Below are 16,756 nucleotides of genomic sequence, written 5' to 3'. Positions count from 1 at the left end.
TTTACAACTAGTTCTTGCATATGTTAATGTTGCTTTTTATTTTTATTCTAAACTTCATTTGCTATTTCAAAGGCAATGGTTGATTTATATCAATACCTAAAACTATCGGCATGACATAATATACAACTAATATAATGATAATCGCACTAATTAAGTTTACCCAAAATCCTACTGATGCCATTTGTTTAATAGAAATTTTTCCAGAGCCAAAGACGATTGCATTAGGCGGCGTTCCAACTGGTAACATGTATGCACAATTAGCCGCCATCGCTGCTGGCGCCATTAATAACAATGGATGAACACCCACAGCTACAGATAATGTTGCTAAAATTGGTAAAATCATCGTTGCCGTAGCCGTATTCGATGTTACTTCAGTTAAAAATAAAACAAAAATAGTAATGACTATTACGATAAGAATTGGGCTAACACCATTTAATGATTTCAACTGTTCACCTAACCATTTTGCCAAACCACTTTGCGAAATCCCTTTTGCTAAAGCTAAACCTCCACCAAATAAAATTAATACGCCCCAAGGGAGCTCTTTTGCTACTTCCCAGTCAATGATACGTCGATGTTTTTCAGTATTTTTAGCTGGAATAATAAATAATAGTATTGAAATAAAAATAGCTATTGTACCATCTGCTACAGCTGAAGTTACTTCCCATTTTTTCAATAGAAATTCCCTTGTAATCCATAATAAACTGGCGAGGACAAAAATGGTTTGTACCACTTTTTCTTCATACTTCATCTTTCCAAGCTCATCTAACTTTAGTTTAATTAAGTCCTGACCACCAGGTAAGTATTTTAAGTCATGTCTAAATGCAACATACCTTAAGTAAAGCCAAGTAATGCCTAATAAAATAATGACTGTCGGAATCCCTACAATCATCCATTTCGCAAAACTAATTTCATGTCCGAAATGTTGCATATATTGTCCTTTTAAAATAATTAATGGGGGCGTTCCGATAAGCGTGCCTAATCCACCAATAGTACCAGCGTAGCCAATTGCTAAAACTAATGATGTTTCAAATTTTTTAATACTTTCTTGATTCGTATTAACATCTTGCAAATCATGTGCCTCTTTAATTATTGCTAAACCAATTGGAATCATGATCATTACTGCCGCAGTATTCGATACAAACATCGATAAGAATCCCGTTGCAACCATAAATCCAAGTAATATTTTCGAAGTGCTCGCACCAATTAAATTAATTATTGTTAAAGCTACTCTCGTATGTAAGTTCCATCTTTCCATAGCAATCGCTAATATAAATCCACCTAAAAATAAAAAGATAATATCATTACCATATTCAGATGATACCTGTTCTGGTGTAAGTATATGTCCTAATGGCAACAACACAATTGGCAATAAACTTGTCGCTGCGATTGGTATCGCTTCTGTAATCCACCATGTTGCAATCCATAAAGTAATTGCTAATACATAAACGCCTTTCCAAGGTAAGTCTTGTGGATGAAAAAACACTAAAGTTAAAAGAAATAGTAATGGCCCTAATATTAGCCCAATAAGTTGTCCCATACTAAATGGTTTCTTTTTCTTTGATGTTGAAAAGAAAGTTAAATATCTTTTTGAAGTCGTTAATTGATATTGGTTAAAAATAGCCATAAAAATCCCCCTCATTTGATTCTGCCAAGCATAGCTAACTAACTTTAAAAACATACAGAAAGTTGTATAACTTGTATTATCATTACCGTCAAAATGCCCCTTTTTTCAGATAATTGGGTTTATTATAGCATATTTATACCGTTTTATGAATGCGCTTTCAAGAAATTATTTCTTACTCTCAATCCTATTTATATCCACTTTCTATTTTTTTATATCATTGACATTAATTGTCGTCACTTTAATATCCGCTTCAATTGAACTTAAAAATACTCTATCAATATCTTCTAAATGTATCTCCTGCAATAGATTATTAAATTTATTACCTACTATTAGAACATCTTTATGTTTTACGTTATTGTAATTGCGCACATGTATAGCATCTTTTTCCATTGGTCCTAAAAATTCATTTTCAATGATATTCAGATTTATACCAGCCTGTGATCCTAAATCTTGTCCAGTTAATACATCCGCTGCATTTTTACCATCTCTTACTCCTAGATATCTTATTCCACCTTGGCAATCAATAAATCTATTATTAATAATGTACGTATCTTTGTATTTCAAAGGTGTCAATGCATAGCCTTGTATATCTTCAAATGTATTATTAATAATGTGAACATTATCGTAATAACAATTATGTCTACTCGCATGTGAGCCAATAGCTCGATTCCAGCTTCTCATTTCAGGCAATTCAGAAGGTCCAAAATAACAATGATCAATTATGACATTTTTAGTAATCGTGCCATCTGTGGTTCCGAATTTCGGAAAAGCGCCAGGTACTTGAATATCTAGCTGTATCGCTTCAGAGTAAAAACGTTCTCCACTATAATCGACGAATCCTTCAAACGAACAATCTTTGATATAAAGTCCATTAATACCACACGCATCAAGAGCATGACCACTAACTACATTTTTAATTGTCACGCCAATTAATTGAATGTCTTCCGCATGTCCCATACACATGGCCGTGTTATTGTAAGGATAATCCACACCATTCATATCAAACGTTCCACCTTTAATATGAATATGGCTGTTACCATTATAACCTCTATAAAATCCATAACGGTGTCCATTCTTTAATAACGTTCCAGAATTACAACGTCTTAATATCGTTTCATTATCCAGAACTAATGTTGTATTACCATATATCGTTAATGGTTTACAAATATCATATGTACCTTTTGGTATATGCACCGTTGTCTGCTTCCGATAACCATAGTTTAGTGCGCGTTGTATTGCTCGTGTATCTTTCTTTGTATTATGACCAGTTAATCCAAAATCTTTCGCATTAATATGCATAAATTGTCATCCTTTGTTTATTTTCTAATTACTTCTTATAATATCCCATTATTTAATTTATAACCTTATATATTTGTTTAGATTCACGTACCAACATTACTTTAAGTTACTTTTTTAAAATCCACAGCATACATATATTCATAAATCGCCGCATTGCAATCTTAGTTACTTACCTGCCAAATCTAGTATTTATAAATTCATTTTTTAAAATATAGTTCAAAAATATCCCATAATATTGAGTGATTACGTTATTTACTCTTCCAAAAAAGTTGATTAATCTATATACTTAATCTATATTTATATATTAACCATTTGGGTTAAAAATTACTCTAGCATTTATGAATAGATGGGAGTTTATTTTATTATTATATAGGAGAGATGTTGAATGACACATCGCGCACTATTAGTTGTTGACTATTCATATGATTTTATCGCAGACGATGGCTTACTTACTTGTGGTAAACCCGGACAAAATATAGAAGATTTTATTGTTTCTCGTATCAATGATTTTAATTATTATCAAGACCATATATTCTTTTTAATGGATTTACATTATTTACATGACATTCATCATCCTGAAAGTAAATTATTCCCACCACACAATATAGTAGAAACTCGTGGCAGAGAATTATACGGTAAAGTTGGTAAATTATATGAAACAATCAAAGCGCAATCTAATGTACATTTCATTGACAAAACCCGCTACGATTCGTTCTTTGGTACCCCACTTGATAGTTTATTGAGAGAAAGAAGTATTAATCAAGTAGAAATCGTTGGCGTATGTACTGATATTTGCGTATTACACACGGCAATTTCTGCATACAATTTAGGCTATAAAATTTCAGTGCCTGCTGAGGGTGTAGCTTCATTTAATCAAAAAGGGCATGAGTGGGCACTTGCACATTTCAAAAACTCATTAGGTGCAGAGGTAGAACAACACGTTTAAATCATGCTAAAATAATTTTAAAGAATACAATATACAAGGGAGATATTTGACAATGGCTAAAACATATATTTTCGGACATAAAAATCCAGACACTGATGCAATTTCATCTGCGATTATTATGGCAGAATTTGAACAACTTAGAGGCAATTCAGGTGCTAAAGCATACCGCTTAGGTGATGTAAGCGCAGAAACACAATTCGCGTTAGATACATTTAATGTACCTGCTCCGGAATTACTAACTGATAATCTTGAAGGACAAGATGTTATCTTAGTTGACCACAACGAATTTCAACAAAGCTCTGATACAATTGCCGCTGCTACAATTAAGCATGTAATCGATCATCATAGAATTGCGAATTTCGAAACTGCTGGTCCTTTATGTTATCGTGCTGAACCTGTTGGTTGTACAGCTACAATCCTTTACAAAATGTTCAGAGAACGTGGCTTTGAAATTAAACCTGAAATTGCTGGTTTAATGTTATCAGCAATTATCTCAGATAGCTTACTTTTCAAATCACCAACATGTACACAACAAGATGTTAAAGCAGCTGAAGAATTAAAAGATATCGCTAAAGTTGATATTCAAAAATACGGCTTAGATATGTTAAAAGCAGGCGCTTCAACAACTGACAAATCAGTTGAATTCTTATTAAATATGGATGCTAAATCATTCACTATGGGTGATTACGTGACACGTATTGCACAAGTCAATGCAGTTGACCTTGATGAAGTGTTAAATCGCAAAGAAGATTTAGAACGAGAAATGCTTGCTGTTAGTGCTCAAGAAAAATACGACTTATTCGTACTTGTTGTAACTGATATTATTAATAGTGATTCTAAAATCTTAGTTGTAGGTGCTGAAAAAGATAAAGTCGGTGAGGCATTCAATGTTCAATTAGAAGATGATATGGCATTTTTATCTGGTGTTGTTTCTCGTAAAAAACAAATAGTACCTCAAATCACTGAAGCATTGACAAAATAAATTTCATACGTAACTGCTCAATTTTTGACATTATATAATTTAACAACAGTTCATTAAAGTAGATGTAATTTTACTTTTAATGAACTGTTTTTTGTACGTCGAAAAATAATATACTCACTGCAAAACGAGAGATATGTACATACATTTACCATTTTAAGGTCACGATATAGCTATCCCGTGATGTTAACTTTAGCACTACTACTTGACCTTGATGAATATAATATATAGTAATTTCTGTAACTTTATTCCGACATTCTTTTACCTTTTAAAACTATATTTACAACGCCAAGTATAAATTTTTGTTTTCTCTATACCTTTTTCGTTATGATTAAAGTTATAAATATATTTACAATTGACTCATCACACTTTTTTAACATTAACAATATATTATTAAGATGACGATTAAATTTTTAAAATACGCTAAAAAAGCTATCTGTCATCTTTTCAAAAAAATTAATAATAAGGAGGTTCTTATCAATATGAATAGTATCGAGCAATCATTTTATAATAATAAAGCCTTTTTCAATACACAACAGACAAAAGATGTTAATTTTCGTAAACAACAGTTAAAAAAATTAAGTAAAGCCATCAAATCATATGAACATGATATTTTAGAAGCATTATTTCAAGATTTGGGTAAAAACAAAGTTGAAGCATATGCCACAGAAATCGGTATTACTTTAAAAAGTATCAAAAATGCACGGAAAGAACTTAAAAATTGGACTAAAACTAAAAACGTAGACACACCCTTATATTTATTTCCAACCAAAAGTTATATCAAAAAAGAACCTTATGGAACAGTACTAATTATTGCGCCTTTCAACTACCCTTTCCAATTAATATTCGAACCACTTATAGGAGCAATTGCTGCTGGAAATACAGCTATCATTAAACCGTCTGAATTAACACCAAATGTTGCCAATGTTATAAAGCGTTTAATCAATGATACATTTGATGCAAATTACATTGAAGTTATTGAAGGTGGGATTGAAGAAACACAAACTTTAATTCATTTACCATTTGACTACATCTTCTTTACAGGAAGTGAAAATGTAGGTAAAGTGGTTTATCAAGCTGCAAGCCAAAATTTAGTACCAGTAACATTAGAAATGGGCGGAAAATCCCCTGTCATTGTAGATGAAACAGCAAATATTAAAGTTGCAAGTGAGCGGATTTGTTTTGGTAAATTCACAAATGCAGGACAAACATGTGTCGCACCAGATTATATTTTAGTCCACGAATCTGTGAAAGATGATTTAATAACAGCCCTATCCAAAACATTGCGTGAATTTTATGGTCAAAATATTCAACAAAGTCCAGATTATGGACGCATTGTAAATCTGAAGCATCATCATCGTCTTACAACTTTACTTAATGATGCGCAAATGAATATTGTATTTGGTGGTCATAGTGATGAAGAAGCACGTTACATTGAGCCGACATTGTTAGATAATGTAACTAGTGATGCAGCAATTATGCAAGAAGAAATATTCGGCCCAATCTTACCGATTTTAACGTATCAATCATTTGATGAAGCTATTAATTTTATTCAACAAAGACCTAAACCTTTAAGTCTTTATTTATTTAGCGAAGATGAAAATGCAACACAACGTGTATTAAATGAATTATCGTTTGGTGGTGGTGCTATTAATGACACATTGATGCAATTAGCAAATCCTAATTTACCATTTGGTGGTGTAGGTACATCAGGTATGGGGCGTTATCATGGTAAATATTCATTCGATACCTTTACTCATGAAAAAAGTTACATTTTCAAATCTACTCGATTAGAATCAGGGCTACATTTACCACCATATAAAGGTAAATTCAAATACATTAAAGCTTTCTTTAAAAATTAGATAATAAAATTAAAACAAACCATGCTTCCCTGCTATGATGTCTTGAAAATATTATTTTGCAAGATACATTCAATTAGTTCGGAAACATGGTTTCTTTCTTATTATCTATTAATAGTTAAAATATAACACATACACCTTCAGGAGCTTTTTGACTACTATCACATCGTGTAATTTCACCCGTCTCTTTACTTCTTTCAAACACAGTAACGACTGAATCTCCTTGTTCATGTGCACAAACTAGAAACTTATCTGATGATGTAATATTAAAGTCTCTTGGGAATTCTCCTCCACTTTCAGTAATTGTGACTAATTCTAAGTGTTGACCATTTTCAAGTACTTTAAAAATTGCAATACTATCATGCCCTCTATTTGATACATACAAGAATCGTTGATCCTGGGATAATCTTACTGCTGCCAGTTTAGTATCTCCATCAAAATTTTCAGGAATTGTTAAATGACGTTCAACTTCTTCAAATTTGCCATCATTATACTTAGTCACACTTACAGTATTTGATAATTCATGCACAACGTATGCATATTTTCCATTATTATGAAACTCAATATGTCTTGTACCATCACTGTCTTTAAATTGAGATTGGCTGTAAAATTCAAAGCCATTTTTATCAAATGTATAAGTAACGATTCTATCTGCACCTAAATCCGTTACAGCAACATACTTACCATCTGGCGTTTGATTAATATAATGTGCGTGTGGTCGGTCTTGTCTGTCATGTGAACCTGTTTGAAAATCGTGTGTGAGTTCTTGAACCAAGCGTACGATTTCACCTGTATATGTGTCTAATTCATACATGCGTATAATTCCAGCACCGTATACAGCTTCAAATAAGTATTGCTTATCTTCTGAAAGTGATACATAACAACCTGTCCCAGCTGTTGAAGGTAAACACTTGTTTAACAAACTTAATTTGCCATTTCCATCAATTTTCAAGCTGGCAACACCACATTGCTCACCTTCTTTAGTGATTCCATATAAAAAATGGTTATTACGTACTAAATATGTAGATGCTTCTAATTCAAATCCTGTTTCTAATAAATCCATACTTGACTGGTCTTCATTTAAATCAAAATGATAAATTCCTTTGCCGTTTTTTTTAGTATATGAACCAATATATCCTTGTGTCATAGCTTTAACCCCTCCATGTTAGTCTTATATCTATTTTATTAAATTTTAGTGCGAATTAACAATTATTTATCATGTACACACTCATAAAAACACCAGCGAATTATATCCAATACTGAGGATAATAGTTTAAGATTTGTATCGTTAACTTAAAGTCATATTTATAAATATTATTAAAAATCTTTTTATTGACGCAACAAATTCGCCATCAAATATCCCTTTTTATAAAACATCATTCGCTAAATTCAAAGTAAATTTTATTATCATTACCAATTTCTTGTTGCAAAATAGAACGTATGTTCGTATAATGTAATTATTAGATTGAGGTGAGTAAATGATGACAAATTATGAAGAGGAAACTGATTATCGTAATATTCCATGTGAATTATTAGATAGCAATATACCTATGGGAAGAGGCATGATAAAATGGGCACCTTTTGCAACATTACCTGAGCAATTCGAAACAATTCAACGGTATATTATCGATCAGAACAAAATCACTCGTCCCATATTATCAGATGATCAATTGACTGAGTTAAATATCCGATTACATGAAGCATTACAATATGCGCAACCGGTAGAAATTAAATTTTATAATAACGGCTTTATTGATTCTCTTCGTTTAATCATTTATCGTATTGATGCTATAAATTATGAAATTGAAGGTCATATTTATAAATCACAACAACGCCAAAAACTTTCTGTATTTGATATTTTAGATATTGTCTAGTTATCTTAATTTTTCTCAAAAAAAAGGCAAGAACAATCAATATTGTTCTCGCCTCGGTATTATTAATTATTTTTACTTTCAATATCAGAAATAATTTCTTTAGTCTTTCTTTCAATATCTTCAAAATCTTTCTTGAAGATATATGCAAAAGCTACCACACCAACACCAGCAACTAGCGTTGTAATAGCAACTAAGCTAAATACGAATTTAAATACACATTTAATAAAATTCCACATCTCAATTTCACCTCTGTTAAATTAAATACCTGTCTACAGTTCATTATACTATCATATATAGAATAATCATTAAATATATACCCGCTTTTCTGAGAGATACTCATCAAATAATATAGTGAGCAAGTTAATGATTATTTCAAAAAATGTCGAGGATTCTCTAAATCATCGCGACTTGACCTTAAATGCTAATGTTAACAATGACCTTTTCGTGAGTGCTAACTTAAGATTAATATTTATGATAAGATGTTTTTAAGCTTTTTAACTTAATATCCCCACCATCTATAAAAATATGTTTTAACTGATTGATAAGTTTTATACACTGAGAAATCACCTCAAACAATGTTATATTTCATTTAGTAAAATATAACTTTATTTAGCATGACATTCAATATACATACGATTACTATTTATTTACAATATATTACAATAAAAAAGAAAGAGGAATGATGACATGCAACAAGTAACATCAGATATTATGACTTTTAGAGGTTCTCATTTCGAATTAGGTGTTGAAACTGCCAATTGGCTTCTTCAAACACCTCTGCTAAAAAATCGCGAAAAAGAATGGAAAAAACGTGTGCCTCGTTTTGACATAGATGTAAATGAAACATATCAAATTTTTCAAACTTATGCTCCGCAAATATGGGAAGAATTAATGGGACTACAAAGTATACTCAAAATACCGACACGACAAATTATATTAAACTTTGGCCACTACCGTTTTACCGATTTAAAAGAAAGCGGATGTACTGTCTTTCAAGGTAAGGACTTCATGGTTAGAAACTACGACTACCATCCCGCTACATACGATGGTCGCTATTTGTTATATCAACCTACCGATAGAGGATTAGCTCAAATTGGTCCTGTATCAAGAGTGACAGGAAGAATGGATGGTATGAATGAGGCAGGATTAGCTATGGGCTACAACTTTATGCACCGCAAGAAACCAGCAAATGGTTTTGTTTGTTATATGATTGGCCGCCTAATTCTCGAAAATTGCCGAAGTGTAACAGAGGCAATCCAATTATTGAAAGACATTCCACACAGAAGCTCATTTAGTTATATACTAATGGACCAATCATTAAATCATGCCATTGTTGAAGTAACTCCGCGATCAATTGATATCCGTTACGATAATACATGTACAAATCATTTTGAAATATTAACACATGAAAATCGTAACTATACAAAAGAATCCAAAGAGAGATTAGCACGTACCATTTCACAAACTTATGAAAACTTAGATATGGATACGGCATTTAAGTTATTCAATGATCCGCAGTATGAAATTTATAGTAAACTATTCAAAAGCTGGTCTGGCACCATCCATACATCAATGTATCACCCCGAAACATTATCCGCCTACTTTACTCTAGGTGAAAATGCAACACCAGAAATTATAGATTTCAAATCATGGCTAGCTGGTCAAGAACTTAATATCACACATTTCACTGGTAATATTGATACTGACTTAACGTTTGCTAACAAATAAAAAGACACCGATATTAGAAAATCAGTTTTTTCTAATATCGGTGCATATTCAGACTTCTAATCAATTCTAATATTTCCATCAATCGTATAAAACTCTAACGCATTATCGCTCTTGCCTACTTTGCCATTCTTAAATCCTTTGTTCTTCACGACACTTTTTCCAGTCCCAGGATTTAACTTTAATATTGTATCTTGAGGTTGATTACCATACTTAAAGTGAATATCTCCTTCTTTTGTCGAAGCTTTTGCGTCAACTGTTGATGGCATCTTTTCAAAATCAATATCACCATTATCATTTAAAAATATAGAATTGCTAATATGACTATTTTCAACCTTTAGTGTCCCAATACTCACTGTAATATTACTATTATTAATATTGCTATCACTTATATATGTAGGACTATTATTAGTTTTTGAATCGAGCGAGTCAATATTTGTATCAGTGATAGATACTTTGCCATTAATACTTTGTATATTAGTATTGTCTAAATTAACGCCTTTAATATTAACACCGCCAGCTCCAGACATAACGTTCAAACGTTTAATCATTTTATCCGGTATTTCAAGAGTTAATGTTTTCTTATTTTCATGAAATGGATTCATGTCAATAGCGTAACCTCTTGTCTTTGACCTTTTATCACTAATTTTCAATGTCTTATCTTCTACATTAATTAATACATCATTGTCACCCTCATATTTAACCCTAAATTGCTTTCCATGTTTAATACGAAGTTCAGTACTATCTAAATTAATAGCTACGCGATTAAAAGCGTTATCCTTAAATGTTTTATCGTATTGTTTGGTACCGTATTTATTCTTATCATACGTAAACCAGATAATGGTTGCTGCAGTGAAAAAGGTCACAAACACAATAAGACCAATAAAAAAGAGTTTCTTCATTTTCTAACGCTTCCTTTAACGGTTTTAATGTACCAAAGTAAGTATTTTAAGATTAAACGGTAGATGTATTCCAAAACTTTAAATATAACAATGATACAAACTAATCCTAATCCTGAATATGATATTGCAAAAAACACATTACTAATTGAATCAACAATACCTCTAGATATCGCTGAGGCTAATAAAATAATAGGACAAAATAGTAACAACAATGAAATTAAAAATAAAGCTAATACAAATAAACCAACAATTGACACCGGAATAAGAATTACAAAAATAGATAAAATACCCAAACTTAATGATGCTGCAACTGCTCTTGAAATATTTTCGAATGTTGGCTTTGACTCAGCGTAATCTATAACACTTCTTGCCTTCGTCTCAGTCGCAACATCTTGAGGATCTTTTAATTTCCTTAATATTTCTTCTTCATCAACACCATTAAGCTCTTGTTCATAAAAGTACCGCTCATACTCATACATTTTTTGATCTCGTAAATGTCTAGGTAACGCATCAAGTGCCGTCTCTAATTCATTTAAATAAGTAATCTTGTTCATATAGGTCACTCATCCTGATTAAATTATTCATTATCATTCTATACTACCCTAAGCCTATAAATTATTTACTAAAAAATTCAATACGCTTAATTTCTTGATCTTGATATAGTAAGTTTAATTTCAAATGATGATCTCTATCAATATATTTTACTGATTCAAAATCATTACCAACATTTGATTTTTTATATCCGAATCCAAGGTTATCAATTGCATCATTGATTGGGGAGTCTATCGATCCATCAAAGTTTGTAGATACCTTTTCATCTTTCACTAATATAATTCCTTTTACTACATTATCCTTTTCTCTAACTTTAACAGTGAAATCAGGGTGTGCTTTACTGTTATAAAATTTAAAACGATCAAATTTGATCTTTTTATTCACTTCATAACCTTTACTATTAAACTTTTCGTTTAATTTAATATCATTTATTTCAACAGCAGATAAATCTACAGTTTTTGTATGGCGATATTGATATAAACCAATTAGTACACCAATAGAACAAATTAAAAACAATGTAAATACAACCCATCGATTTTGAATACGCACTGATGTCACCCTTTCTTAATACTTATTTAAATATAGCACAAGGTGCTTTTTGTTTCATCCTTAACAAAAATTAACATAGAATTTGCAATTAATTTATTTCATTACCTTTTATTGGCATAACTTGGTATAATGTTATAAATGCTAAAGGAGGTTTTTACAATGACAAATTTAGAAACTTATTTCAAAAATAGCCAGCCCTTAAATGAATACATTGAAGGAATGAAAACGAACAAGGATAATGTTCTTAACATTTATCAATCTTTTGAATTACCAGAAAATGATTCACGCATCAAAAAAATAAAAGAGATGAATTATTCTAAAGTATTAGTAATTACTGAAGACTGGTGTGGAGATGCAATGATGAATCTTCCTATTTTAAAACACATCAGTGAAGCATTAAATCTAGAAGTACGTGTATTCCATAGAGATGATGATACGAAATTAATCGATCAATATTTAACAAACGGAAAATCACGTGCAATCCCTATTTTTGTTTTCTTAAATGATCAATTCGAACAAGAAACAGTTTGGGGACCAAGAGCAAATGAAGTCCAAAAATTTGTAACTGATGTTCGTGCGGATAAATTACCGAGCAAAGATCATCCTGACTATGCAGATTTAGAAAAGGAAGCACATTTGGTCATTTCAAATCGTTACAAAACAGATTCATCATTTTGGAAAGCAGTTTATAACTCCATCCTAAACAAATTAGAAAACAAATAAAAAATATATAAAGACAAATTTTGAGGTTGGGAAGTTATTAAATTCCCAACCTCAAAATGTTTAAATTAAATGTCTTTTTTAGCTGCATATATGATAGTCAATATGAAAAATATAACTATAGAACCTAATGAAATGACCCATTGCCAATTGGTAAAATCAAAAGTAGAATTAACCATTTCATTAGTTAAATAATCAAATGGAACATACTTAAAAGCATCTAGTATTTTTTCGCCAAACCTAGGAATTAAACTTATAAATGGTTTAATAAACGGCACAATCAATACTAAAAATACACCTAAAGAAAATATCAATGCTGTTTTTTGTGATGCAAGTGTGCATAAAAATAGTAACAAACCATAGAATAGTAAAAAAATTATAAAGAACCATAAGTTATCAAGATACTTAGAGAACGGCAGATTTTTACCATTACTAAAAGCTTGTACAGTAATCAAAATCGCATAATGAGTTATCGCAAAGAGAATTGAAATTAAAATGATTGAAATTGTTTTTGAAATAATGTAACCAACACGTGTTTTAACTTTACTCATATAAAGTTGAATTGTACCTTGTGAAAAATCACGTGTAATAGTCTTAATAACAAACATTAATCCTATAATTAACAATAGCCATCTTGCTGCAGCAAATACAGATTCATATGAAATAATATGTTTCGGGTTATTTACATCATTTGCCATAAGCACACTTAGTAATGCAATTAAACCTGATACCACTAATATCGAAATATATGTTAATGGACTTTTTAAAATACTATAAATATCATACTTTACTAAATTTAAAATTCTCATTATTTATCACCTCTTTGGTTTATATTGAAGTACGTATCACGCAATGAACTTTTACGTGTTTCAATATATTTCGGATAAATATCTAATTCAGATAATGCTTTGAGTATAACTTGATAATTTTTTTGTGCATTGATCATTAAATGTCCGTCTGCTTTGTCGACATTTTGTAATTGGAAATGCTCTGCAAGATATTTTTCAGTTCTATCAAAGTCTTTATGATCAACAGTAACTATCGTTGTGTCAGATGCAACACCTTCCTCCATGTTTACATCTTGAACAAAATGTCCATCTCTTAAAAATATTGCTCTATCACAAATTAATTCAATGTCTTCTAACTTATGACTTGATATTAGAATTCTCATATCAAGTTCGTTCACTAAAGACTTAATTGTATTTAGCACATCGATTGAGCCATCTGGATCCATACCATTTGTAGGCTCATCCAAAATTAAAAACTTCGGTTTATTCATTAAGGATACTGCAATCGCTAACTTTTGCTTCATCCCCATTGAATATTTCTTAACTTTCTTTTTAATATAAGGTCGCATACCAAATGCATCTATAATTTTATCTGTGTATGCTTTATCAAAACCCTTACCTAATACTTGTGCAAATAATTTCAAGTTATACAATCCTGATTTATTATCATATAATTTAGGATGCTCAATTAAAAAACCGATATTATCTGCATGATTAATATCCATTTTTCCATCAAACTTAATAATATTACCATTCATTACTTTCATAACTGTTGTTTTACCAACACCGTTTTTTCCTATTAATCCGACAATTCTACTATCGCCAAAGTCAAAATCTATGTCATTTAAAACGACATTAGAGCCGTATTTCTTTGTAATATGTTCTAATTTCATCGACTGCCTCCTTTAAACTTTCTAGCATTTATTTTATTGAGCTGTTTAAAATAATTAACACTAAGTATAACAATGCTTATAATTAGAAAACCGATATTTAAAATATATGAATATAAATCTGGGAATGCTGATTGTCTTAAAACAAAATAATTCACCAACACTATTATAATTGAAAATAAAAATGGAACTAAAATGATAATAGTAAACACGTATATACCATATGGTACTTTCGCTCTACGTAATTCTGTAAATTGACTAAATGCAATTGGTATAGATAAGAAATTGGATATGACAAATGCATATGCAGTAGAGAAATAGATTGAATTTGGTTCAATTACATCTGCTTCATAAGCGTATAAACTAATGACAAGCGTACCAATTAATGTTAAAACAATGCATGTAATATAGTTAGCATTAAGCAATTGTTTTTTTGACACTGGTAAACTCATATAAAAATAGTATGCATCATTACCACCTAATCTACGATTCAGTCTAAATAAGTGACCAGCATCTAAAATCCAAATAATCAATATTGCTGGACTTATAAAAGACTGAAATAGATAAAAGAACTTTGTTGAGTCAACCATTACATAAATAGGATATAAGGCTAATAATAGAGCATAGATGATAAGTGTATATCGTCGTAATTTAAAATTCCTAATTAACAATGACTTCATTTAAAAACCTTCTTCCATCAATTTGATGTTTTCATGATATTTAGGTTTCCTTTTTTCAAGATAAACCATTAAGTTTTCAATAGAAGGTGTAGTGATATTCACTTTGTGGCCTAAAATTTCTTTAAATACTTGTGCATGTTCTGTTAACCCTATAAATCCAGTACGCTTATGCTCTTCAAAAATAAGTAGAGATGCTAATTCAACATCCAAGTCTTCAATTGCACCACTCACAATTTGATACCTTTGCAATAGTTTTTCTTTTGAACCATTTAAGATAATTTCACCATCACTTAAGTGAATGATATAATCAGCTATTTTTTCTAAATCTGAAATAATGTGTGTCGACATAAAAATTGTTTTATTTTCATCAATTAATTCCTGCTGAATTATCTCCAATAACTCATTTCTAGCTAAGGGATCAAGACCTGAAGTAGGCTCATCAAAAATATACAAATCGGCATGATGTGAAAATGCAACAGCTAATGATAGTTTCATTTTCATGCCAGTTGAAAATGTTCTTATTGCTTTATTGATTGGTAAATCGAACTTTTCAAGATAAAACTCAAACACTTGCTGATCCCATTTACTATAAAATGGGGCAATCATTTTTTCGAGTTGCTTCGCAGTCCATCTCTCATTAAAGTAATTTTCAGCGTAAACAAATCCAATTCTATTCTTTAACTCTATCGGATTGAGGGCCATATCATCTTCTAATACTCTAATAGTACCAGTTTGTGGCTGATACAAGTCCATAATCAACCTTATTATTGTGGTTTTACCGGCGCCATTTCTACCAATAAAAACAGTAATAAATCCTTGAGGAACATTGAAAGAGATATTTTTTAAATTAAAATGATCATGTGAATAAGAAACATTACTTAATTCTATCGCATTCATGACGATTCCTCCTCGTAAATGAATGTTAAAATATCTTGAAGTTCCTCAAGCGACATTTCGATGGCTTGCGCTTCATTAACCAATTCTTTAACCAAATTTTCAATGGTAAAAAATTGTTTCTCTTTTAAAATCGAACTATCTTGCTCCTTAACAAAAGTGCCTTTACCTCTTATTGTGGTAACAAAACCATCTTTCTCTAAATCTTCATAGGCACGTTTGGTAGTAATCAAACTTACTTGGAGATCTTTGGCAAGTTCTCTCATTGATGGCAAATGCTCTCCAGGAGCAACATGACCCTTTAAAATATTTTGTTTTACTTGTTGCTTGATCTGCTCATAAATCGGAAAATCACTATTGTTTTTTAAAATTATTTTCATCAACGTCCCCCTATCAGCATCTGTATATATACAATATACACAATATGCACAGTTTTGTAAATATACATTCTTTTTCTATTAACCGCTTCAATGTC

The 16,756-nt window shown here is 30.9% G+C and carries 18 protein-coding genes and 1 pseudogene; 6 read left to right on the top strand and 13 right to left on the bottom strand.

Annotated elements, in window-relative coordinates:
• Nucleotides 1-61 precede the first annotated feature (61 nt).
• Both CD116_RS04675 and CD116_RS04670 read right to left on the bottom strand, forming a co-directional pair.
• Complete coding sequence (locus CD116_RS04675; protein ID WP_047531542.1) at nucleotides 62-1,624, bottom strand: SLC13 family permease; 1,563 nt, start codon at nucleotides 1,622-1,624, stop codon at nucleotides 62-64.
• A gap of 201 nt (nucleotides 1,625-1,825) precedes the next feature.
• Nucleotides 1,826-2,923 carry a glycosyl hydrolase family 28-related protein gene (locus CD116_RS04670; protein ID WP_047550500.1) on the bottom strand — a complete coding sequence of 366 codons (1,098 nt, stop codon included), beginning with the start codon at nucleotides 2,921-2,923 and terminating at the stop codon, nucleotides 1,826-1,828.
• A 385-nt stretch (nucleotides 2,924-3,308) separates the two neighbouring features.
• Between CD116_RS04670 and CD116_RS04665 the strand changes: the two genes are divergently transcribed.
• Entirely contained in the window at nucleotides 3,309-3,869 is a 561-nt protein-coding gene (locus tag CD116_RS04665; RefSeq protein ID WP_000149689.1) for a cysteine hydrolase family protein, read from the top strand.
• 52 nt (nucleotides 3,870-3,921) lie between these two features.
• Nucleotides 3,922-4,851: a manganese-dependent inorganic pyrophosphatase gene (locus tag CD116_RS04660; protein WP_001140874.1), complete on the top strand. Its 930-nt coding sequence runs from the start codon at nucleotides 3,922-3,924 to the stop codon at nucleotides 4,849-4,851.
• Between the two features lie 258 nt (nucleotides 4,852-5,109).
• Here the strand turns inward: CD116_RS04660 and CD116_RS14115 are convergent.
• Nucleotides 5,110-5,193: pseudogene (locus CD116_RS14115) on the bottom strand (hypothetical protein); the annotation flags it as partial.
• Between the two features lie 137 nt (nucleotides 5,194-5,330).
• On the opposite strand from CD116_RS14115, the gene CD116_RS04655 reads away from it, so the two are divergent.
• A complete protein-coding gene (locus CD116_RS04655) occupies nucleotides 5,331-6,710 on the top strand; it encodes an aldehyde dehydrogenase (protein ID WP_047531535.1) in 1,380 nt (459 codons plus the stop codon).
• Nucleotides 6,711-6,825: 115 nt separating this feature from the next.
• Here CD116_RS04655 and pglS read toward each other — a convergent pair whose 3' ends face one another.
• Nucleotides 6,826-7,854, bottom strand: coding sequence for a 6-phosphogluconolactonase (pglS, locus tag CD116_RS04650; RefSeq protein ID WP_047550502.1), 1,029 nt, complete (start codon nucleotides 7,852-7,854; stop codon nucleotides 6,826-6,828).
• 334 nt (nucleotides 7,855-8,188) lie between these two features.
• On the opposite strand from pglS, the gene CD116_RS04645 reads away from it, so the two are divergent.
• Nucleotides 8,189-8,581, top strand: coding sequence for a YolD-like family protein (locus tag CD116_RS04645; protein ID WP_047550505.1), 393 nt, complete (start codon nucleotides 8,189-8,191; stop codon nucleotides 8,579-8,581).
• A gap of 62 nt (nucleotides 8,582-8,643) precedes the next feature.
• Here CD116_RS04645 and CD116_RS04640 read toward each other — a convergent pair whose 3' ends face one another.
• A complete protein-coding gene (locus CD116_RS04640) occupies nucleotides 8,644-8,817 on the bottom strand; it encodes a hypothetical protein (protein WP_000267034.1) in 174 nt (57 codons plus the stop codon).
• Between the two features lie 451 nt (nucleotides 8,818-9,268).
• On the opposite strand from CD116_RS04640, the gene CD116_RS04635 reads away from it, so the two are divergent.
• Nucleotides 9,269-10,309, top strand: coding sequence for a C45 family autoproteolytic acyltransferase/hydrolase (locus CD116_RS04635; protein ID WP_047450260.1), 1,041 nt, complete (start codon nucleotides 9,269-9,271; stop codon nucleotides 10,307-10,309).
• 56 nt (nucleotides 10,310-10,365) lie between these two features.
• Here CD116_RS04635 and CD116_RS04630 read toward each other — a convergent pair whose 3' ends face one another.
• The 3 genes from CD116_RS04630 to CD116_RS04620 form a co-directional block, all read right to left on the bottom strand.
• A complete protein-coding gene (locus CD116_RS04630) occupies nucleotides 10,366-11,208 on the bottom strand; it encodes a DUF4097 family beta strand repeat-containing protein (protein WP_047531525.1) in 843 nt (280 codons plus the stop codon).
• Entirely contained in the window at nucleotides 11,205-11,762 is a 558-nt protein-coding gene (locus tag CD116_RS04625; protein ID WP_047427373.1) for an HAAS signaling domain-containing protein, read from the bottom strand. Before CD116_RS04625 ends, CD116_RS04630 begins: the two co-directional genes overlap by 4 nt.
• A 61-nt stretch (nucleotides 11,763-11,823) precedes the next feature.
• Nucleotides 11,824-12,309, bottom strand: a complete 486-nt coding sequence (locus CD116_RS04620; protein ID WP_051973850.1) for a hypothetical protein — start codon at nucleotides 12,307-12,309, stop codon at nucleotides 11,824-11,826.
• A 159-nt stretch (nucleotides 12,310-12,468) separates the two neighbouring features.
• On the opposite strand from CD116_RS04620, the gene CD116_RS04615 reads away from it, so the two are divergent.
• On the top strand, nucleotides 12,469-13,032 hold the full coding sequence (locus tag CD116_RS04615; RefSeq protein WP_047450253.1) for a thioredoxin family protein: 564 nt from the start codon (nucleotides 12,469-12,471) through the stop codon (nucleotides 13,030-13,032).
• A 65-nt stretch (nucleotides 13,033-13,097) separates the two neighbouring features.
• Here CD116_RS04615 and pmtD read toward each other — a convergent pair whose 3' ends face one another.
• The 5 genes from pmtD to pmtR are packed head-to-tail and all read right to left on the bottom strand — an operon-like array spanning nucleotide 13,098 to nucleotide 16,661.
• A complete protein-coding gene (gene pmtD, locus CD116_RS04610) occupies nucleotides 13,098-13,838 on the bottom strand; it encodes a phenol-soluble modulin export ABC transporter permease subunit PmtD (RefSeq protein ID WP_047427367.1) in 741 nt (246 codons plus the stop codon).
• Nucleotides 13,838-14,710: a phenol-soluble modulin export ABC transporter ATP-binding protein PmtC gene (gene pmtC / locus CD116_RS04605; protein ID WP_047427365.1), complete on the bottom strand. Its 873-nt coding sequence runs from the start codon at nucleotides 14,708-14,710 to the stop codon at nucleotides 13,838-13,840. Before pmtC ends, pmtD begins: the two co-directional genes overlap by 1 nt.
• Nucleotides 14,707-15,387, bottom strand: a complete 681-nt coding sequence (gene pmtB, locus CD116_RS04600; RefSeq protein ID WP_047550509.1) for a phenol-soluble modulin export ABC transporter permease subunit PmtB — start codon at nucleotides 15,385-15,387, stop codon at nucleotides 14,707-14,709. Before pmtB ends, pmtC begins: the two co-directional genes overlap by 4 nt.
• Complete coding sequence (pmtA, locus tag CD116_RS04595; protein WP_047550511.1) at nucleotides 15,388-16,284, bottom strand: phenol-soluble modulin export ABC transporter ATP-binding protein PmtA; 897 nt, start codon at nucleotides 16,282-16,284, stop codon at nucleotides 15,388-15,390.
• Nucleotides 16,281-16,661, bottom strand: coding sequence for a PSM export ABC transporter transcriptional regulator PmtR (gene pmtR, locus CD116_RS04590; RefSeq protein WP_000691584.1), 381 nt, complete (start codon nucleotides 16,659-16,661; stop codon nucleotides 16,281-16,283). The genes pmtA and pmtR overlap by 4 nt, the downstream gene beginning before the upstream one ends.
• Nucleotides 16,662-16,756: the final 95 nt, after the last annotated feature.

The organism is Staphylococcus schweitzeri, assembly GCF_002902405.1.
In the GTDB taxonomy this organism is placed as follows: Bacteria; Bacillota; Bacilli; order Staphylococcales; family Staphylococcaceae; genus Staphylococcus; species Staphylococcus schweitzeri.
The sequence above is the reverse complement of the archived record's forward strand: the minus strand, read 5'-3'. Positions and strand labels throughout refer to the sequence as shown.